Annotated in this window: 17 protein-coding genes; 8 read left to right on the forward strand and 9 right to left on the reverse strand. The window is 69.6% G+C overall.

The window, feature by feature from the left end; translation table 11 throughout:
• Positions 1-99 precede the first annotated feature (99 nt).
• Both treS and ABZ840_RS07740 read left to right on the forward strand, forming a co-directional pair.
• The gene (treS, locus tag ABZ840_RS07735; protein WP_361554887.1) at positions 100-2,328 is read left to right on the forward strand and encodes a maltose alpha-D-glucosyltransferase; all 2,229 of its coding nucleotides are present in this window, start codon (positions 100-102) and stop codon (positions 2,326-2,328) included.
• Positions 2,329-2,522: 194 nt separating this feature from the next.
• Complete coding sequence (locus ABZ840_RS07740; protein WP_361554890.1) at positions 2,523-3,128, forward strand: class I SAM-dependent methyltransferase; 606 nt, start codon at positions 2,523-2,525, stop codon at positions 3,126-3,128.
• Between the two features lie 45 nt (positions 3,129-3,173).
• Here ABZ840_RS07740 and ABZ840_RS07745 read toward each other — a convergent pair whose 3' ends face one another.
• A complete protein-coding gene (locus ABZ840_RS07745) occupies positions 3,174-3,893 on the reverse strand; it encodes a winged helix-turn-helix domain-containing protein (protein WP_361554893.1) in 720 nt (239 codons plus the stop codon).
• Positions 3,894-3,958: 65 nt separating this feature from the next.
• Between ABZ840_RS07745 and ABZ840_RS07750 the strand changes: the two genes are divergently transcribed.
• A complete protein-coding gene (locus tag ABZ840_RS07750; protein WP_361554896.1) occupies positions 3,959-4,654 on the forward strand; it encodes a flavin reductase family protein in 696 nt (231 codons plus the stop codon).
• Between the two features lie 156 nt (positions 4,655-4,810).
• On the opposite strand, the gene ABZ840_RS07755 is transcribed toward ABZ840_RS07750, so the two are convergent.
• Positions 4,811-5,365, reverse strand: a complete 555-nt coding sequence (locus ABZ840_RS07755; protein WP_361554899.1) for an ABATE domain-containing protein — start codon at positions 5,363-5,365, stop codon at positions 4,811-4,813.
• 99 nt (positions 5,366-5,464) lie between these two features.
• On the opposite strand from ABZ840_RS07755, the gene ABZ840_RS07760 reads away from it, so the two are divergent.
• Positions 5,465-6,337, forward strand: coding sequence for an alpha/beta hydrolase (locus ABZ840_RS07760; RefSeq protein ID WP_361554902.1), 873 nt, complete (start codon positions 5,465-5,467; stop codon positions 6,335-6,337).
• An 84-nt stretch (positions 6,338-6,421) separates the two neighbouring features.
• The gene (locus tag ABZ840_RS07765) at positions 6,422-7,624 is read left to right on the forward strand and encodes an MFS transporter (protein WP_361554905.1); all 1,203 of its coding nucleotides are present in this window, start codon (positions 6,422-6,424) and stop codon (positions 7,622-7,624) included.
• A 21-nt stretch (positions 7,625-7,645) separates the two neighbouring features.
• On the opposite strand, the gene ABZ840_RS07770 is transcribed toward ABZ840_RS07765, so the two are convergent.
• A complete protein-coding gene (locus ABZ840_RS07770; RefSeq protein ID WP_361554908.1) occupies positions 7,646-8,644 on the reverse strand; it encodes a DJ-1/PfpI family protein in 999 nt (332 codons plus the stop codon).
• A complete protein-coding gene (locus tag ABZ840_RS07775) occupies positions 8,632-9,285 on the reverse strand; it encodes an HD domain-containing protein (protein ID WP_361554911.1) in 654 nt (217 codons plus the stop codon). Before ABZ840_RS07775 ends, ABZ840_RS07770 begins: the two co-directional genes overlap by 13 nt.
• Before the next feature lie 450 nt (positions 9,286-9,735).
• Here ABZ840_RS07775 and ABZ840_RS07780 point away from each other — a divergent pair, with 450 nt between their 5' ends.
• The gene (locus tag ABZ840_RS07780; protein WP_361554914.1) at positions 9,736-10,527 is read left to right on the forward strand and encodes an IclR family transcriptional regulator; all 792 of its coding nucleotides are present in this window, start codon (positions 9,736-9,738) and stop codon (positions 10,525-10,527) included.
• A 25-nt stretch (positions 10,528-10,552) separates the two neighbouring features.
• On the opposite strand, the gene ABZ840_RS07785 is transcribed toward ABZ840_RS07780, so the two are convergent.
• From ABZ840_RS07785 to ABZ840_RS07805, 5 genes are all read right to left on the reverse strand, one after another.
• Positions 10,553-10,792: a helix-turn-helix domain-containing protein gene (locus ABZ840_RS07785; RefSeq protein ID WP_361554917.1), complete on the reverse strand. Its 240-nt coding sequence runs from the start codon at positions 10,790-10,792 to the stop codon at positions 10,553-10,555.
• 206 nt (positions 10,793-10,998) lie between these two features.
• Positions 10,999-12,315, reverse strand: coding sequence for an NAD(P)/FAD-dependent oxidoreductase (locus tag ABZ840_RS07790; RefSeq protein ID WP_361554920.1), 1,317 nt, complete (start codon positions 12,313-12,315; stop codon positions 10,999-11,001).
• A gap of 136 nt (positions 12,316-12,451) precedes the next feature.
• Entirely contained in the window at positions 12,452-13,942 is a 1,491-nt protein-coding gene (locus ABZ840_RS07795; protein WP_361554923.1) for an aldehyde dehydrogenase (NADP(+)), read from the reverse strand.
• Positions 13,943-14,063: 121 nt separating this feature from the next.
• The gene (locus ABZ840_RS07800) at positions 14,064-14,624 is read right to left on the reverse strand and encodes a flavin reductase family protein (protein ID WP_361554926.1); all 561 of its coding nucleotides are present in this window, start codon (positions 14,622-14,624) and stop codon (positions 14,064-14,066) included.
• An 81-nt stretch (positions 14,625-14,705) separates the two neighbouring features.
• Positions 14,706-16,112 (reverse strand): LLM class flavin-dependent oxidoreductase, encoded by a 1,407-nt coding sequence (locus tag ABZ840_RS07805; RefSeq protein WP_361554929.1) that lies wholly within the window; start codon positions 16,110-16,112, stop codon positions 14,706-14,708.
• 567 nt (positions 16,113-16,679) lie between these two features.
• Here ABZ840_RS07805 and ABZ840_RS07810 point away from each other — a divergent pair.
• Positions 16,680-18,020, forward strand: a complete 1,341-nt coding sequence (locus ABZ840_RS07810; RefSeq protein ID WP_361554932.1) for an MFS transporter — start codon at positions 16,680-16,682, stop codon at positions 18,018-18,020.
• 91 nt (positions 18,021-18,111) lie between these two features.
• Positions 18,112-18,891: a 2-keto-4-pentenoate hydratase gene (locus ABZ840_RS07815; RefSeq protein ID WP_361554935.1), complete on the forward strand. Its 780-nt coding sequence runs from the start codon at positions 18,112-18,114 to the stop codon at positions 18,889-18,891.
• The last annotated feature ends 5 nt before the right edge of the window (positions 18,892-18,896 follow it).

Below are 18,896 nucleotides of genomic sequence, written 5' to 3' on the forward strand. Positions count from 1 at the left end.
GCGATCACTGCTGCGCGGGTCGCCCACCTCGTCCGACCCCCTCATATCCACAGGTCGGAAACGCATGCAGACGAGCTGAGCGGCAGAAAGAAGGTGTCAATGACCGACGAGCAGGCGACGGCCGGCGATCCGCACGAGACCCGGCACGAACCAACAGAGATCACCTACTCGGAGCAGTTCTACCCGGCGCGGCCCCGGTCCCTGCGGCCGCGCGCACGGCTGCGGCAGCAGCAACAGCCGCAGCCTCCCGAACGCCGGCAGGATCCGGTCGGCACCAACCCCGAATACGTGGCCTGGCTGCGCCGCCACTCCATGCTGCAGGACGCCAGAGACCTGTCGGTGCAGCTCACCGGCCAGGGCATCATGTGGCAGAACCCCTTCGCACGGCCCAATCCCAAGGCAGCCGTCGAAGCCGCCCCGGTGTGGTTCACGGCGTACCCCATCTCCTTCATCACCCGCCCCGGCGACAGCTTCCTCGGCACCCTGGCCGACCCCGAGCTGTGGCGTGCCTTCTCCGACCTCGGAGTGAGGGCAGTCCACACAGGGCCGGTGAAGCGCGCCGGCGGCATCTCGGGATGGGACGCCACGCCCACCGTCGACGGGCACTTCGACCGCATCAGCACCGCCATCGACGAGGCGTTCGGCACGGAGGACGACTTCCGGCGGATGTGCGAGGTCGCGGCGGAACAGGGCGGCACGGTCATCGACGACATCGTGCCGGGGCACACCGGCAAGGGCCCGGACTTCCGGCTGGCCGAGATGAACGTCGACGACTACCCGGGCATCTACCACATGGTCCAGATCGAGCCCGAGGACTGGTACCTGCTGCCCGAAGTGCCGCCGGAACGCGACTCGGTCAACCTCGACGTCGAGGCCGAAGAGGCGCTGGAGAAGGCGGGCTACATCATCGGCCGCCTTCAGCGGGTCATCTTCCACGACCCCGGCGTGAAGGACACCAACTGGAGCGCCACGCGCGCGGTCCTCGGGCCGGACGGCATCAGCCGGCGCTGGGTCTACCTGCACTACTTCAAGGAGGGGCAGCCCTCCATCAACTGGCTCGACCCCACCTTCGCCGGCATAAGGCTCGTCATCGGGGACGCCCTTCACTCGCTCGGCGACCTCGGCTCCGGCGCACTCCGCCTGGACGCCAACGGCTTCCTGGGCGTGGAGAAGAGCGCCGAGGGCCTGCCGGCCTGGTCGGAAGGGCACCCGCTGTCGGAGGCCGCCAATCAGCTGATCGCCAGCATGGTGCGCAAGCTGGGCGGCTTCACCTTCCAAGAGCTCAACCTGACTATCGACGACATCAAGGTCACCTCCGAGGCCGGCGCGGACCTCTCGTACGACTTCGTCAACCGTCCCGCCTACCACCACGCCCTGGCCACCGGGGACACCGAGTTCCTGCGACTGACGCTGAACCTCTCCCTGGAGAAGGGGGTAGCAGCTGCCGGCCTCGTCCACGCACTGCAGAACCACGACGAACTCACCTACGAACTGGTGCACTTCGCCACGTCGAAGGATGAGCTCTTCGCCTATCACGGTGTTGAGGTGACAGGCGAACAGCTCGCCGAGCACGTGCGCGGCGAGCTGGTGCAGACACTGGTCGGGCCCGATGCTCCGTACAACGCGGTCTTCACCACCAATGGCATCGCCTCCACGACGGTCAGCGTCATCGCGGCCGCCCTCGGGTACACGACGCTCGACCGCTTCACGCAGGAAGACGTGGAGCGCATCAAGCGCGCTCACCTGCTTCTGGCGATGTTCAATGCCCTGCAGCCCGGCGTCTTCGCGCTCTCCGGCTGGGACCTGTGCGGCCTGCTCACCTTGGACCGGGAGGCCGTCGGGCCCCTGCTCGCGACCGGCGACACCCGCTGGATCCACCGGGGCTCCTACGACCTGATGGGCTACCGGCCCGAAGCAACCACATCCGGTTCGGGCATGCCCAAGGCGCACAGCCTCTACGGCAGCCTCCCTGAGCAGCTCGCCGACTCCGACTCCTTCGCGGCGCGCCTCAAACACCTGCTGCGGGTGCGGGAGGATACGGGCGTTGCCACGGCCGACCAGATCGAGATCCCGTCGGTGGTGAACCCCGCCCTGCTCATCATGGTGCACCGGCTCGACGATGCCGGGAGGATCCAGGCGACCGTACTCAACTTCGGTCCCGAGCCGGCCTCGGGCTCCGTGGCCTCGGAGTACTTCGAGCCGGGCTGGACGGCCCATGACGCCCTGACGGGCAAGGATGTGAACGTGGTCAACGACCTGCGGTCGGTCGATGTCCAAGTCGCCGGTTACGACGGACTCTGTCTCGTCTTCCTGCCGCCGGTGCCATGAAGGCGCAACTGCGGTAACAGTGCCGGTGTGAGCCGACCCCAGGGCCGGTTCACACCGGCTTCTTGTAGTGGTGAAGCCGTACGCCACCTCGGCATCCGTGTCACGCCAGCAGGGCTGGACGGCCTGCTCAGGCCCCGTGCATGACCCCCGTGTGGTGACCGGGGGAGGCCCGCGGTGGATCTATTGTTGATCTCATGAGCCGTTGGAATGAGCTGACCGGAGAGACGTCCGGAAGTGACTACGCCGCGCGGTTCGCGGCGCTGGCCCGTAGTGGGAAGGATGTGCACGGTGAGGCGCGGTTCTGCGCGACTCTCGTGCCTGCCGGGGCGCGGGTGCTGGACGCCGGATGCGGTACCGGCCGGGTCATGATCCGACTGGCGGAGCTCGGCTACGACTGCGTCGGAGTGGATCTCGATGCGTCGATGCTGGCAGTGGCGCGGGAACAGGCGCCGGACCTGCCCTGGTTCCAAGCTGACCTGGCCGAGTTCGAGCCGGACCGGCTCGGCATCGCAGCCGACTTCGACCTCGTCGTGGCGGCAGGCAACATCTTCCCGTTGCTCGCTCCCGGCACCGAAGCCACGGTGGTCAAGCGCCTGGCCGCGGCCCTGCGACCGGGCGGTCTGCTGGTCGCCGGCTTCGGCTTGGACGCCGCCCACCTGCCTGTGCCGCCCAGCATCACGCTGTCGGAGTACGACGACTCCTGCGCCGCAGCCGGCCTGACCCTCGTTGACCGCTTCGCCACCTGGGACGCCGACCCGTACGAGGCCGGCGGCTATGCCGTCAGCGTCCACCGCCGCTGAGGACTCCTCGGCGTACGCAGCCCTCACCGCGCAGGCGGTCCTTGCTCAGTTCTGCGAAAGGAGATCGGCGGGCAAGCCGAGATGGTGACGGAGTGCCTGTCGGCCGAGGGGGGTGACGGCGACTGCGCGCGTAGTGCCGATGCGAGTGATCCAGCCTGTGTCGAACGCATGGCGGCACAGGGCGGCGCCGATGGCGCCCGCCAGGTGTGGACGGCGTTCGGTCCAGTCCAGGCACGACCGCACCGACGGCCGGCGGGTACCGGTCGGGACGGTGATGCCGAGATCTCCGAGCCAGGTCGCCCCGTCGCTGGTGAGCCTGAGCCCGTGCGCCAGGTCCAGTAGCCGTCGCTCGGTCATTGCGTCGGTGATGGCGACCCCGATCGCCCCGGCAAGGTGGTCGTAGCAGGTGCGGGCGTGGGAAAGGGCCTTTCGGCGTCCGGCCGCCGAGAGTGAGCGGGGAGCGGAGGCACGTTCGGGCGCCATTGCGGCGAGGCTCTCGATCAGCTCAGAGACGTGCGGGCCCGCCAGACGCACGTACCGGTGGCGACCCTGCCGTTCCTCGGCCAGCAGGTTCCCGCGCACGAGCGCGTGCAAGTGCTCGGTCGCGGTCGAGGGTGCCACTCCCATATGGCGCGCCAGTTCCGTCGCCGTCCACGCGCGGCCGTCGAGCAGGGCCAGACAGAAGCCCGCCCGTGTGCCATCGGCCAGAAGCCTCGCCACGGAGGCCAGATCGGGGCCGGCCCCATGTACGTGCCGTGTGTCCATGGGGTCAATTCTCGCCCATGATGCTTCGGTCTTCGCCGAAACGACCGGCCCCTAGGCTGCCTGCCGTGAACACAGCACCTCTCCTCACCCTGCCTGCGGAAGCAGCCATCACCCACCGGCAGATCGAACCCAGCGTCCTGTACTTCGGCACTCCCGTGGTGCTGCTTTCGACGGAGAACCAGGACGGTTCGTTCAACCTCGCCCCGATGTCCTCTGCATGGGCACTCGGACACACGGTTGTCCTTGGACTCGGCCGTGAAGGACAGACCGCATGCAACCTCGGCAGCCGCCCCGATCTGGTGATCAACCTGCCGGCCCCCGCGCAGTGGCCGGCGGTCGAGCAGCTGGCGCCGCTGACCGGCCGCAACCCGGTCCCGCCGAACAAGCCCAAGGGCTGCCGCTTTGAACCGGACAAGTTTGCCGCAGCCGGCCTGAACAGCGAACCATCCCACTTGGTCCGGCCGCCTCGCGTCGCTGAATGTCCGATCCAGCTGGAGGCCCGCGCCGAGCGGGTGCAGCCGGACGTCTCCGGCGAATTCGTCCTCGTCGAGGCCGTCGTGCGCAAAGTCCACGCCGACCCCCGCATCGTCGTTCCTGGCACCGACCACATCGACCCCGCCGCCTGGAGCCCCCTCATCTACAATTTCCGCCACTACTTCGGGCTCGGCCCGGAGCTCGGCCATTCCTACCGCACCCAGACACCCCGCAGCTCCGAAAGGCCTGCTGCCGAACCGGAGCTCGATGGCACCGCGCCCAGCTGACTTCAGGCGGTCCAGCTGACCCACCAGCTCCGCACACTCCGGCGAGGCACGCGTGCGGCAGAGGCTGCGGCAGCTCCGCACCGCAGATCGGTGGTACCGCCGGCGGACGGCAGCGCCGCCCATACGTCGACACCGGATTCGCTGTGGGGCCTCCGGTCAGCCCGCTCTGTTGCGTTGGTAATGGCGGGCGACGCGCATGCGGTTGCCGCAGCGGGCGGCTGAGCACCAGCGGCGGCGCGGGTGGGCGGGCAGGAACAGCAGGACACAGTCGTCGGCTTCGCACTGGCGGATCCTGGTGATCGCCGGGTCCGCCAGGAGCTCGGCGGTGGCCTCGGCGAGCCAGGCAGCCAGTTGCTCGGCGGATGAGCCGCCGCGGCGACGGGTGACGGTGAGCCCCGTCCCGTTCCACGCCACCTCGCTGATGGCGGGCGCGGAGCGCTGTGCCTCGTTGAGGGCGTCCAGGTCGGTTTGTGAAGGCCGGGTGCCGTGACGGCCGTGTTCCAGTGCGCGGGCGGCGTGCTCCCGTACGGCGTGCACAGCGGCCAGCTCGGTGGGGGTGATCTTCTCCGGCGCGTCCGGGAGCCGCTCGGCCTGCATCGCCACCCAGGCGCGCAGATCCTCCGGGGTGGCGAGCAGCTCGCCGACGGTGGGGCGGGTGTTGACCAGGTCCAGCGCCAGTGGCTCGCCGGTCAGCGGCACGAGATCACTCATGCACCTAATGCTACCTCGCCGCATTGACGCGTTAGCCCTCCACCGCTATACCTAATGCGTACATCCCTAATGCATACATCGCCGATGAAGGAGTTAGGTATGTTCGCTACGCCTGCCCGCACTGCTCACCGTCAGCTGGACGTGGACGGCGTCCGCGTCTTCTACCGTGAGTCGTTTCCCGAGCGAGAGGACGCGCCCGTACTGCTGCTCCTGCACGGCTTCCCGTCCGGGTCGCACCAGTTCGGCCGGCTCATCGACGCGCTGGGCGCTCGCTACCGGCTGATCGCCCCGGACCTTCCGGGCTTCGGCCACACCGAGGTGCCGGACGGCTTCACCTACTCGTTCGACCGGCTTGCCGACGTCACCGAAGGCTTCGTCCAGCGGCTGGGCCTCGATCGGTTCGTGATGTACGTCTTCGACTTCGGTGCGCCGGTCGGTTTCCGTCTCGCCGAACGGCATCCCGAGTGGATCGCGGGGCTGATGACGCAGAACGGCAATGCGTACGAGGACGGACTCTCGGACGCAGCCCGAGATCTCCTCACCCTGCAGCCGGAGGCCCCCGGTGCCGAGGACACCCTGCGCGGCTTTCTCACCCTCGAGGGCACGCGCGGCCAGTACGAGACCGGCGTCGCCGACACCGACCTGATCGCCCCGGACGGCTGGACCCTCGATCAGCACTTCCTGGACCTTCCGGGCCGTAAGGAAGCCCAGTTGGCGCTGTTCTTCGACTACCACACCAACATCGAGAGCTACGGCCGCTGGCAGGCGTGGTTGCGTGAGTACACCCCGCCCACCCTCATCACCTGGGGGCGCAACGACCCCTTCTTCACCGAACTCGGAGCCCGCGCCTACCTCCGCGACCTGCCCAGTGGCGAACTCCACCTCTTCGACACCGGTCACTTCGCCCTCGAAACCCACCTGCCGGAGATCGCCCGGCTCATCGCCGACTTCCTTGACCGCGCTTGGAAGTAGCCGGGCCCGCGCCTCCTTGTGTGCGCGGACGAGCTGCCTCTTGTCTTGCTGGGGACGCCCTCCTAGCCTGAATTTGTGCCCCTGATGAACAAAGTGCACCTGCGCACCGCTGTGCGGGACAACGCGCTCACGCGTCTCCGTGTCGCTGTCACCGCTTTCTTCGCCCTCGACGGCTTCGTCTTCGCCGGATGGGTCGTGCGCATTCCCGACATCAAGCACCAGACCCACGCCTCCACCGGAGTGCTCGGCTTGGCTCTGCTCGGTGTCTCGGCAGGAGCTGTCGTGACGATGACTCTCACCGGACGCCTGTGCCGTCGCTACGGCAGTCACCTGGTCACCGTCGTCTGCGCCGTGTTGCTCTCGCTCAGCGTCGCCCTGCCGCCGCTGACCCACTCCGCCCCAGCGCTGGGGGCTGTCCTGATGTTCTTCGGCGCCGCCTACGGAGGCATCAATGTCGCCTTCAACAGCGCGGCCGTTGATCTGGTGGCCGCACTGCAGCGGCCGGTCATGCCCACCTTCCACGCGGCCTTCAGTCTCGGCGGCATGGTGGGGGCCGGTCTCGGCGGGGTCGTAGCCGGATACCTTTCCCCGGTCTACCACCTGCTGTGCCTGACAGTGATCGGCATGCTGGTCACCGCTGTCTACGGTCGTACGCTGCTCCGGCACGAGCGCCCGGCGCCGGCGGACCGAGGTCTCTCGAAGGCGCCGCCCGCCGCCGGGCCCGAAGCACGAGGCCTGAACGCCCGTACCCGTGGCGTGGTCGCCGTCCTGGGGCTGGTCGCGCTGTGCACGGCGTACGGCGAGGGGGCCATGGCCGACTGGGGTGCGTTGCACTTCCAACAGGACCTGGCCGCCTCGCCGGGTGTCGCCGCGGCCGGCTACTCGTGCTTCGCGCTGGCGATGACGATCGGGCGGCTGACGGGTACCACCCTCATCGAACGGCTGGGTCGCACCTGCACCATCGTTGCCGGCGGCTGCACCGCCACGGCCGGCACGCTACTCGGGTGTTTCGCGCCGTCGGTGTGGGCGGCACTCCTCGGCTTCGCCGTCACGGGCATCGGGCTGGCCAACCTCTTCCCCATCGCCGTGGAACGCGCCGGAGCCGTCGCCGGTCCCAGCGGCGTCGCGATCGCCTCCACCTTCGGCTACGGCGGCATGCTCCTCGGCCCTCCGGCGATCGGCTTCATAGCCGGCTGGCTCTCCCTGCCAACCGCTCTCGCCAGTGTCGCAGCCCTGGCCGCCGTCGCCGCGGCGATCGGCTTCGCCACCAGGCGCGTGGTCGGGTAGCCGGCGGGGGAGCGAGGCGGATCAGGTCGGGGAAGCGGTTGTGGTGCGGAAGCGAGCCCGGTAGACGGTGGGGGAGACGCCGAGGGTCTGCTGGAACACTCGGCGCATGGTTTCCGATGAGCCGAAGCCGGCCTGCTGCGCGACCTCCTCGACCGAGGTGGTGCCGGAGGACAGCAGGGCCTGGGCGGCCTCCACGCGGACGGCGTCGACGTACTGCCCTGGTGTCATGCCCGTCTCCTGGCGGAAAAGGCGGGACAGATGCCGACCGCTGACGTCCAGCTCCGCGGCCAGCGCGCCGATGCCGTGTGGGAGCGAGGGATCCGCGGCGACCTCGTCCATCGCCCGGCGCACCAGCGGATGCTTCGGCTGCTGTGGCGTCATCCGAATGCTGAACTGGGACTGCCCGCCCGGCCGGGCCATGAAGACCACCAACTGGCGCGCAGCCTCCCGTGCGATGTCCGCTCCGTAATCCTCCTCGACCAGGGCCAGGGCCAGGTCGATTCCCGCGGTGACCCCGGCGGAGGTGACGACGTGGCCGTCGCGTACGAACACCGGGTCCGCCGCCACTCGTACGCGGGGGAAGGCGGTCGCCAGCTGCGCTGCCAACTCCCAGTGGGTGGCGGCGCGTCGCCCGTCCAGGAGCCCGGCCTGAGCCAGCAGAAGCGCGCCGGCACAGACCGACGCCACTCGCCGTGCCCGCGCGGCGAGAGCGCTGACGAGTGACATCAGTGCGTCGTCGGCGGTGGCGCGCTGCCAGTCTCTGCGTCCGGGCACCAGCACCGTGTGCACGTTGCGGGGAAGCCGCTCGGTACGCGTGGTCACCCCGATCCGCAGCCCGCAGGAAGTGGGTACGTCGAGCCCGGCAGGGGAGACCACGTGCACGTCATAGCGGGCGCCGTAGCGGTTGGCGGTGGTGAGGACCTCCAGTGGTCCGCTGACATCGAGCAACTGGACCTGGTCGAAGGCCACGATGACGACGACCCGGGGCGTGCCCGGTGCGACGGGCGCTACTCCGCCCACGGTGAGTCCAGGATGGTGCGTACGAAGTCGCCGCGCTCGAAGCCGGGCACGTAGTGCTGAAGCACATCGGCTTTGACGTTGCCAAAGGTCGTCTCAGGCTTGTGGCGGATGCCGTCGGTGAACGCGCTGAGGATGCGCTTCTTGAAGTCGGGGCGAGGGTGCAGTGCCACGATCTTCTCGCGCTCCTCGGTGGGGATGTCCGCGTAGCCGATGCCCAGCACGTCGTACTCCACACCGGCGGTCACCAGGGCGACCTCCGGCTCCATGAACTCGGGGATGCCGGGGGTGGTGTGCAGGGCGATGGCCGTCCACACCCGGCGCACGCTGTCCTCCGGCACTCCGTGCGCCTGCAGGAAGCGGCGCGCCTCGTCGGCACCGTCGACCTCGAAACGGCGTCCGCTGGTGTGAAACCGCTCGTTCAGCCCCAGATCGTGGAACATCGCGCCGATGTACAGCAGCTCGGGGTCGAAGCTGAGGTCGCGGTTGCGGCCCTGGAGGCTGCCGAAGAAGTACACCCGTCGTGAATGGTGGTAGATCAGTTCGCTGGTGCGCTCGCGGACCAGCTCGGTCGCTTCCCGTGCCAACTTGGTGTCCGGCACGCGCACCGTGGTCTTGTTGTTTGCGTCAGCGTTCGTCGTCATAATGTCGAGTCTTCTCGACATGGGGTCCGGCCGCCATGTCCGCAGGGCCGTATATCCCACAGACACGGACACGCAATGGTCGAGGGGGAAGCGTTGCGTCATTCGACTGCGACCCGGGCACCCGTGTCCTGGCCGCGTCCCATGCGGGCATCACCCTGCCGGTCTCGTGCACGCAGGGCATCCTGCTGTGCTGCTCGAAACCGTTGGACAACTTGGTGATCGACGCCTGAGTTACGTTCCGTAACAGCCCGGCCCCCGAGTCGCGAGGCCACGGCTAGGCCAGTTGGCCCGGGGAGGCCCGCGTAGGCGGCCGCGCTGGATCATCCCAGCTCCGGAGGTGTGACCAGCACCATGTTTACCAAGGCGTTCAAAATGCGAACGAGTGGTCAGTAGAGTGAAGGTGGTCCGCTACCGCACAGTCCGTAATTGTCCAGCCGTCGAGAGGTTCCCATGAGCGACGACTCCGCCGCCCCCGCAGAGCTGACCAACAAGTCCGTGGTCAAGGCGGCGCGATTGTTGCGTGAACTGGCGGCCCAACCGCGTGCCGGCGCCACCGTCACCACGTTGGCGAAAGCCGTGGGGATCTCCCGGCCGACCGCGTTCCGGCTGCTGCTCAGCCTGGAGCAGACCGGGTTCGTGGACCGCATCGACAACAATTACGTGCTCGGCTGGGAGCTGGCCCGGCTCGGGCGGTACGCGGATCCGCACTCCGGTGTGGCCCAGCGCGCGCAGCCGCTGTTGCAGGAGCTGGCGGACCACCTCAACGAGTCGGTCACCCTGTCCATTGCCACGCCGAACGACAACCTTGAGCTGATCGCCGAGGCGTACGGCTCACACGTCGTCAGCGTGATGAACAAGGGCATGCGCGGTCAGCACTTCCCGATGCACGCCAGCTCGACGGGGAAGGTGCTGCTGGCCGAGCTGGGGCGGGAGCGGGTCTCCGCGCTGCTGCCGGAGCGGCTGGAGGCGTTCACCGAGGGGACGATCACGGACCGGGCTCAGCTGTTGCGGGAGCTGGACCAGGTCCGGGAGCAGGGGTACGGGATCATCGACAACGAGCTGGAGGAGGGCCTGCTGTCGTTGTCACGACCGGTGCGTGACCCGGCGGGCGAGCTGATCGCGATCCTGACCGTGAACGGCCCCCGCTACCGCTTCACCCGGGAGCAGATCCCCAGCACGCTGGAGCTGATGCGGACCACGGTGGAGCGGCTTGCGGCGGCTCTGTGGGACGAGACGGACTGAAGCGCGTACACGCGCGTACACAGCTTCAGCGCGCCTGTGCATCCGAGCGCAGTCGGTGCAGGCAGCGGCGGGCGAGGCTGCGGCTGAGACCGGTGCGGCGGGCCAGCTCGGCCGCGGTCAGCCTCGCCGTCCCCGCGGGCAGCCCGTTCCCTGCGCGGGCCCCCTCGATGGACAGGACGGACGCGGCTCGTCGCAGTGCCCAGGGTGGGAGCCCGCCTGGTTCGGACGCGTAAGCGCGCTGCTCTTCCATGGGCTCGCCTCGCACGCGCGCCCTCCTTCCGTGCTCGACGGCACCCCGTACGGGAGCACCGCGGTCCGTGCTGTGCGGCGCTGCCGTGCGGAGCGCCGAGAGGCCCCGCCGGGAGGAAGGCCCGGCGGGGCCGCGTCACGTCCGCGGCGGCTGTCCCAGGTAAGCGCCGCGGACGGCCCGGACCGGCCCCCTTGTACCGATCCGGAGTCCGGTGATGGCGGTCAGGCGAGGCTCTCGCGGACCTGCCGGGAGACGCGGGTGGCGCTCTCGACGGCACCGTCGATGAAGCCGGCCCAGACGTTGGCGATGTCGCCGCTCGCGAAGTGCAGCACGCCGGACGGTGCCTGCAGTGCGGCGTGGTGGCCGGTGAACTGGCCGGGGCGCTGGATCAGCCACGTCTCGCGGGAGTGCTCGTCGGCCATCCAGTCGTGGCCGCCGACTTCCAGTACCTCCAGGTCATCGCGCCATACCTTCAGTGCCGCGTCGATCGCGTCGCGGTCGTTGACGTCGATACGGGTGGCGTCGGCGCCGAAGGCGACCAGTACGGCATCGTCCTCGCCGAGGAACTCGGTGCGGACGACCGAGAGCGGGTGATGCTGGGAGGAGTAGGCGAAGAACGGCTTGATCGGGCCGCGGACGCGGATCCATGCCTTGGCGCCCTGGGAAGCGGCCTTCTCGCGGGCGGGGACGAGCTTCTCCTCGGGCAGGGCCGGGGTGACGTCGAGGCCGTCGAGGAGGTTCTGGCCGAGGGTGATGATCACGCGGCGGGCGCGGACGGTCTGCCCGTCACCGTAGGAGACGGTCGCCCCGTCGGCGTCGTGGGCAAGGGACGTCACCGGCGAGGAAGGCTTGATCTCGGTGTTGCCTGAGGCCTCGGCGTCCGCCGCAATCGCCGCGACCAGGCCCTTGGTGCCGCCGGCCAGGCGGAAGATGGCCGAGGACTCGTGCATCAGGTGCCAGGCACCGGCCGAAGCGGCCGTCCAGCGCAGGGCGTTGACGAAGGAGCACTGGTCGAGCGGGGAGTTGAAGTGGCCGACCCAGGCTGATTCGTTGGCGTTCTTCTCCGCCACCGGCAGGTTCAGCTCGTCGAGCTTCTCCTGGACGGTCCAGGCGTCGGCCTTGGCCAGGTCGGGGTTGCGCAGCGGGTCGTCCGGGCGCGGGATCCAGGCCATGGTCTCTTCGAGAAGACGTGTCATGCCCGGGTCGATCAGGTTCATGAAGTCATCGAGGGTGCCGTGCCGGACCTCGTCGCCGGCGAGCCAGAACGTCTCCTCGGAGCGCGGGCCCCGGGTGACCTCCAGGCCGTAGCGGTTGACCTCGGCCCACGCGTGCGGCTGGGTCCAGTGCAGCCACGTGCCGCCGATCTCCAGGTCGCGGCCGAGGCGGTGGTCGGTCCAGGTGCGGCCGCCGAGGCGGTCCCGCGCCTCCAGGACGAGGGTCTTCAGTCCCTGGCGGCCGAGCTCGCGGGCCGCGACCAGGCCTGCGACGCCGGCTCCGACGATCGCGACGTCGACCTGCTCGTGCTGTTCCGTTCCCATGGGGTCCCCTTCCGGGTCGTTCGGTGTGCCGTCAGTGCGTTTCGGGTGCGGTTCCGGAGGGCGCCGCCCCGCCCGCCGGAATCCGCGCTCCGTCCGCCTCCTCCGCTCCCTTGGAGGCGTCTTGCTGCTCAGCTGCTCAAGGGGCGGCCGTCTCGGGCTTTCCGTCGACGGTGCGCAGGAACCGGAGCGGGTTGTCGTCACGCAGGGCGGGCGGGAGGAGGTCCGCCGGGGCGTCCTGGTAGGCGACGGGGCGTAGGAAGCGGTCGATGGCGTAGGGGCCGACCGAGGTGTGCGCCGAGGTGGCGGACGGGTACGGGCCGCCGTGCTGCTGGGCGGCGGTGACGGCGACGCCGGTGGGCCAGCCGTTGAACAGCACCCGGCCCGCCTTGCGCTGAGCCAGTGCGACCAGGCCGGCCGGCCGGTCATCGGGCGCGGTGTGGAAGGTGAGGGTGAGGCTGCCCTCCAGCGCCTCCAGAACCTGCGCGGCCTCGTCCTCGGTGTCGTACGGGACGATCACGGCCGCCGGTCCGAAACACTCCTCCAGCAGGTCGTCCGCCTCCTTCAGGAAGTGCTCGACGGAGGGGACGACGAAAAGGCTGGGGGAGGCCTGCGGGCGGCCGTCCGCGTCGGTGGTGAGGGTGCCGTCGACCAGCGTGCGGGTCTGCTGAGCGGCGGCGACCTCGTCGAGGCGGCGCCGGTAGCCCTCCGCGATCTGCGGCGACAGCATCGGCAGCGCGTGCGCCGTCCGCACCTGGGCGGCGAGGTACTGGACCGTCTCCGGATCGCGGGGCATCAGCAGGACGCCGGGCTTGGTGCAGAACTGGCCGGTGCCCAGCGTGAAGGAGGCGACGAACCCGGAGGCGATCTCGGAGCGGCGCTCGGCGAGTGCACCCGCCGTGACGACGACCGGGTTCACACTGCCGAGTTCGCCGTGGAAGGGGATGGGACGGGGACGGGAGGAGGCGATGTCGAACAGGGCGCGGCCGCCCCGGACCGACCCCGTGAAGGCGGCGGCCCGGACGCGCTCGTCGCGCAGCACGGTCACGCCCGCCTCACGGCCGGTGAACATCCCGAAGGTGCCAAGCGGTGCTCCCGCGTCGGCGAGTGCCTCGCGCACCAGGGTGGCCGTCGTCGCGGAGGTCTGGGGGTGGCCGGGGTGTGCCTTGAGCAGGACCGGGCAGCCGGCCGCGAGCGCGGAGGCGGTGTCCGTCCCGGCGACCGAGAAGGCGAAGGGGAAGTTGCCGCCCGCGAACACCTCGACCGGCCCCAGGGGGACCAGGTGGCGGCGGAGTTCGGGGCGCGGCGGGGTTGCGTCGGGATCGGCGTGGTCGATGGTGACGCCGAACGGGGCGCCGCTGACGGCGTACTCGCCGTACGAGCGCAGCTGGCCCGTGGTGCGCTTGACCTCGCCGGAGAGCCGGGCGTGGCCGAGTCCGGTCTCCCGGTCGGCGAGTGTCACCAGGTGATCGGCGTTCCTCTCCAGGGCGTCTGCGACGGTGGCGAGGGCCGTGGCCCGCTCGCGCGGGGTGCAGGCGGCCCAGGCGGGGGCTGCCGTGGTGGCCAGGCCGAGCAGGCCCTCGAGTTCGCCTGCCGGGGTCTCGGGTTCGGCGGGCTGGGGGTGGTTCACGGGAGTCCTTCGCGGGTGCGGGGCCCGGGTCGTGAGAACGGCCCGGGACCTGTGCGGGTGGTGCGGGTGTGCGGCGGCGGTGCCGGCCGCGGTGGTGCCTGTCGCGGTGCGTTGCGTGGGCTCAGGCAGCGACCGGAGCGCGGTATCCGCCGAGCTTGCCCTTGTGGAAGACGAGCGGATTGGCGAAACCGCCGTCCATGCGCAGGACGCGGCCGATGACGATGACGTGGTCGCCGCCGTCCAGCTCCTGCTCGATCTCGCAGTCGATCCAGGCCGAGGCGCCGAGGAACTGCGGGGAGCCCTCCGGCGAGCGGACCCACTCCACGCCTTCGAACTTGTCGCCGGCCTTGCGCGAGAGCGCCTTGCAGACGTCCGTCTGGTGCTCGGCCAGGACGCTGGCGCTGAACCGGCCGCCGGTGCGGATCTTGGGCCAGCTGGTGGAGGACCGGTCGACGCTGAAGGTCACCAGGGCCGGGGTGAGGGAGAGCGACTGGAAGGTGCCGACGATCATCCCGGCGGGCTGCGAGGTCTCCGCCTCGACGCCGGTGATCGCGACGACGCCGGTCGGCAGATGTCCCATCACATCGCGGAAAGCCCGCTGGTCGACGGCGTTCTCGGCGGAGGCCGAGGCGGAAGAGGCGGCCGGGGCGGAGGCGGCGGTGGCCATGGAGAAGGCGTTCATGACAGCGGTCCCTTCGACGTCATCGTGCGGGGCGGAAATGAGGTGTGCGGGTGGCGGCCCGTGCGGGACGGGCCGCGGGGATCAGCTCGCGAAGTCGGCGCCGGTGCCGGGTGCGGCGGAGCGGATCTTCGTGGCCGGGTGGCCGTCGAGCGTGTAGCGCCGGCCGGCGCCGTAGAAGGACTCGCGCAGGGTGGCGGTGTCCTTGTCGTACTCGGTGCGGACCAGGCCCTCGTTGCGCAGGACGGGAAGCGCCAGCTCGATGAAGTTCTCCCAGCTGCCGGGCTTGCTCGCGTAGGAGAGGTTGAAGCCGTCGACGTCGGCGGTCTCGTGCCACTTGCGCATCTCCGCGGCGACCGTCTCCGGCGATCCGACGATCACGGCGCCGGTGCCGCCGATGCCGATGAACTCGGCGACCTGGCGAGTGGTCCACTTCCGGTTCGGGTCGGCCTTGGTGAACATCTCGACGATCGACCGGGAGGCCTCGACGTCCACGTACTCCAGCGGCATGTCCGGGTCGGCGCCGGAGAGGTCGATGCCGGTCCAGCCGGCGAAGCGGGCCAGCGCGCCGTCGTAGGAGACGTTGCGTACGTGCTCCTCGTACTTGGCCTGCGCCTCGGCGTCCGTCGGGGCGACGATGACGGTGAGCAGTGCGAGGACCTTGACCGAGCGCGGGTCACGGCCCGTCTCGGCGACCGCGGCACGGATCTTGTCGACGCTGCGGCGGGTCATCCCGGGCGTCATCGTGTTGACGAAGACGGCCTCGGCGTTGTTGGCGGCGAACTTCATGCCGCGCGATGAGGTGCCTGCCTGGAAGAGCATCGGGGTGCGCTGCGGGGACGGCTCGCACAGGTGGATGCCGGGGACGTCGAAGTACTGGCCCTTGTGCCGGATGGAGTGGATGCGGGCCGGGTCGATGTAGCTGGCGTTCGTGGCGTCGCGGATGACGGCGTCGTCCTGCCAGGAGCCCTCCCACAGCTTGTAGACGACCTCCATGTATTCGTCGGCCATGTCGTAGCGCTGGTCGTGCGGTATCTGCTGTGAGAGGCCGAAGTTGCGGGCTGCGGCGTCGCTGTAGGAGGTGACGATGTTCCAGCCGACCCGGCCGCCGGTGAAGTGGTCCAGGGTGGAGAAACGGCGGGCCAGTGAGTACGGCGCCTCGTAGGTGAGCGAGGCGGTGACACCGAAGCCCAGGTGGCGGGTGTGCGAGGCCATCGCCGAGATCAGCAGCGTCGGGTCGTTGATGGGGAACTGGGCCGCGTCCCGGAATGCCGCGTCCGGGCTGCCGCCGTAGACGTCGTGATAGCCGACGTTGTCCGCGAAGAAGAGCCCGTCGAACCGGGCCTCCTCCAGCATCTTCGCCATGTCCGTCCAGTAGCTCAGGTCGGTGTAGCGGAAACCCTGGTCGGCGGCGTCCCGCCAGGATCCGGCCGTCAGGTGGGCGGGGGCGCAGACGTCGAAGGCGAAAAGCTTCAGGGGCTGTGTGCTCATGGTGTCCCTCCCGGAGCGCGAGCAAGGAGCTCTCCCACGGCTCCTCGCTCTACTGCGAGGCCGCGTGGACGTTCATAATGCGAACGCAACGTTCATATTGAGAGTGACCAGCGAGTCCGTCAAGGCGTCGAGGAAGGAAAAATCGAGCTCTTTCGCGCCCGCCTCACAGGACTTGACCGACTGCCTGCGATGCCGCCTCCCTACAGGTAGACGGCGACCTGAGGAACCTCGGCGTGCGGTCACCGCTGCCGTGGACGACCTCGCGCGCACCTCTTGACACGCCCCGGAGCCCATGGAAGTTTTCGGTCGGCGGTGCGGCCGGTGATTTATGAACGCAGCGTTCGGGACGAACAATGCAGCCGGCCACGCCGCCTTCTTGCCTCGGCGTGCGCGTACCGACGTTCCCGCAGCACCGGGCTTCGGGCCTTCCGGTGCCGCGCACCCTCAGCGGCTGCCCGGTCGGCCCTCGGCGCACCCCCGCCCGACGAAGCCCCGCAGTACCGTCCGCGACCGCCCGCCGCGCAACGGCCCCTCGTTCCACTCGTACCACCGAAGCTGGAGTCGCCGATGACGGCCATCACCGTGAGCCCGCCGCAAAAACCGAGCAGCGACCGCAGACGGAAGAGATTCCTGCGCCACCTGGCCGGCGTCTCCTCCGGCGGGATGTTCCTGGACGGCTACGTACTCGGCGGTATCGGCGCCGTCAACGCCGCCATCAGCAAAGACCTGGGGCTCTCCCTCACCTGGCAGGGCCTGGTGGCTGCCTCCGCCCTCATCGGCATCTTCTTCGGCGGCCCGCTCGGCGGCTATCTCTCCGACCGGTTCGGCCGCGCCCGCATGTTCACCCTGGACCTGGTGGTGTTCGTCGCCAGCTCGGTGCTGCAGTTCTTCGTCGACAACGGCTGGCAGCTGCTCGCCGTACGCCTCCTGATGGGCATCGGCATCGGCGCCGAGTACTCCATCGGCTGGCCGCTGCTCGCCGAATTCTCCCCGACCCGCCTGCGCGGCAAGCTGCTCGCCCTCCAGGAATTCGCCTGGTACCTGGGCTATCTGGCGGCCTACGCCGTGGGCTACGGCGTCGGCCACGCCCTGGACCTGGACTGGCGCATCATCCTCGGCACCAGCGCCGTGCCGGCCGTCCTCCTCCTCATCGCCCGCATCGGCACCCCCGAGTCGCCGCGCTGGCTGATGAGCAAGGGCCGCACCGAAGAGGCCCGGAAGATCGCCGAGGAGTACTTCGAGGACGCCCACGAGATCGCCGACCTGGCCGGCGAAGAGACCCGCAAGGCCAACTTCTGGCGTCTCTTCTCCGCCGACTACCGCAAGGTCACGGCCTTCGTCTGCGTCTTCTGGTTCTGCACCGTCACCCCCTACTTCGCCATTGCCTCCTTCGCACCCACCGTCCTGTCGGGCTTCGGCATGGGAGACGGGTTCCTCGGCGCACTCTGGGTGAACGGCCTCGCTCTCGCGGGCGCCGCGACCACCTTCGTCCTGATCGAGCGGGTCGGACGCCGACTGCTGGTCATCCCGCAGTTCTGGATGGGCGCCGCGGCGCTCGCGGTGGTCGGCTTCTTCCCGGCCGCGTCCCCGCTGCTGATCCTCGTCTGTTTCCTGCTCTTCTCGTACACCAACGCGATGTCGACAGCGGTCACCGGTGTCTACCCCAACGAAGTCTTCTCCACCGACATCCGAGGCGCCGGCATCGGCCTTGCCACCGCCACCAGCCGCATCGGAGCGGCGGCCGGCACCTTCCTCGTGCCCGTCGCCCTGGACACCATCGGTGTGGGCTCGACGATGCTCGTCGCCGCCGGACTGTGCGCCGTCGGCGCCGTCGTCACCCAGCTCACCGCCCCCGAGACAAAGGGCAAGCCGCTCACCGTCACGTCGGCACCGCGCACCAAACACTGACGACTCCCGCTGCCCGCACCACCGGAAGCACCAGCCGTCGCCCTCGCACAACAGCGACTGACGCCTGCACGCACCACCAGAAAGCGAGCCCATGCGACACGAACTGACGGAGATAGCCGACGCCATCGAGGCCGCCCGCCAGACCCACAAGGCGATCCAGCCGATCACCGACACCCACCCCGATCTCACGCTCGCCGATGCCATGGCCGTGCAGAAGCACAACGTCCAGCGGCGGACAGCGGCCGGCGACCGCCTCGTCGGCTACAAACTCGGCAACATCGCCAAGGTCATGCAGGAGGCCTTCGGCGTCGGCCGGCCCGACTACGGCCACCTGCTCGCGAGCGACTTCCACTTCGAGAACATGCCGGTACGCCTCGACGGTTTCATCGAGCCGTACGCCGAGGTCGAGCCCGCGTTCCTCCTCAAGGACCGGCTCGAAGGACCCCACGTCACGGTCGCGGACGTCCTCCGCGCCACCGAGTACGTCGTCCCCGCCATCGAGATCATCGACTCCCGCTTCACCGACTGGCGCATCCAGATCGGCGACACCCTGGCAGACAACGGCTCCGTCGGCGGCATGGTCCTCGGCACCACGCCCAAGACACTGGGGCAGATCGACTTCTCGACGATGACCGGCGAACTGCGCTACGACGGCGAGCGGGTCGGCTCCGGCCCGGCCTCCGCCGTCCTCGGCAACCCGATCGCCGCCATCGCCTGGGTGGCCAACGAACTCTCCCGGTACGGCATCGTCTTCGAGCCCGGCCAGGTCATCCTGCCCGGCAGCTGCCTGGAGGCGGTACCGCTGAAGCGTGCGGCCGTCGTCACGGCCGAGTTCGACGGCCTGGGCAAGGTCGAGTTCCAGGCCGTCTGAACCGA

This window comes from Streptomyces sp. NPDC047117 (assembly GCF_040643545.1).
GTDB lineage: Bacteria > Actinomycetota > Actinomycetes > Streptomycetales > Streptomycetaceae > Streptomyces.

Excerpts from the sequence above, each read along its gene's own strand:
- ABZ840_RS07755 (WP_361554899.1), bottom strand. The coding sequence starts at position 5,365 with ATGAGTGATCTCGTGCCGCTGACCGGCGAGCCACTGGCGCTGGACCTG.
- ABZ840_RS07745 (WP_361554893.1), bottom strand. The coding sequence starts at position 3,893 with ATGGACACACGGCACGTACATGGGGCCGGCCCCGATCTGGCCTCCGTG.
- ABZ840_RS07775 (WP_361554911.1), bottom strand. The coding sequence starts at position 9,285 with ATGACGACGAACGCTGACGCAAACAACAAGACCACGGTGCGCGTGCCG.
- ABZ840_RS07790 (WP_361554920.1), bottom strand. The coding sequence starts at position 12,315 with ATGGGAACGGAACAGCACGAGCAGGTCGACGTCGCGATCGTCGGAGCC.
- treS (WP_361554887.1), top strand. The coding sequence starts at position 100 with ATGACCGACGAGCAGGCGACGGCCGGCGATCCGCACGAGACCCGGCAC.
- ABZ840_RS07740 (WP_361554890.1), top strand. The coding sequence starts at position 2,523 with ATGAGCCGTTGGAATGAGCTGACCGGAGAGACGTCCGGAAGTGACTAC.
- ABZ840_RS07760 (WP_361554902.1), top strand. The coding sequence starts at position 5,465 with ATGTTCGCTACGCCTGCCCGCACTGCTCACCGTCAGCTGGACGTGGAC.
- ABZ840_RS07780 (WP_361554914.1), top strand. The coding sequence starts at position 9,736 with ATGAGCGACGACTCCGCCGCCCCCGCAGAGCTGACCAACAAGTCCGTG.
- ABZ840_RS07805 (WP_361554929.1), bottom strand. The coding sequence starts at position 16,112 with ATGAGCACACAGCCCCTGAAGCTTTTCGCCTTCGACGTCTGCGCCCCC.
- ABZ840_RS07800 (WP_361554926.1), bottom strand. The coding sequence starts at position 14,624 with ATGAACGCCTTCTCCATGGCCACCGCCGCCTCCGCCCCGGCCGCCTCT.
- ABZ840_RS07765 (WP_361554905.1), top strand. The coding sequence starts at position 6,422 with ATGAACAAAGTGCACCTGCGCACCGCTGTGCGGGACAACGCGCTCACG.
- ABZ840_RS07815 (WP_361554935.1), top strand. The coding sequence starts at position 18,112 with ATGCGACACGAACTGACGGAGATAGCCGACGCCATCGAGGCCGCCCGC.
- ABZ840_RS07810 (WP_361554932.1), top strand. The coding sequence starts at position 16,680 with ATGACGGCCATCACCGTGAGCCCGCCGCAAAAACCGAGCAGCGACCGC.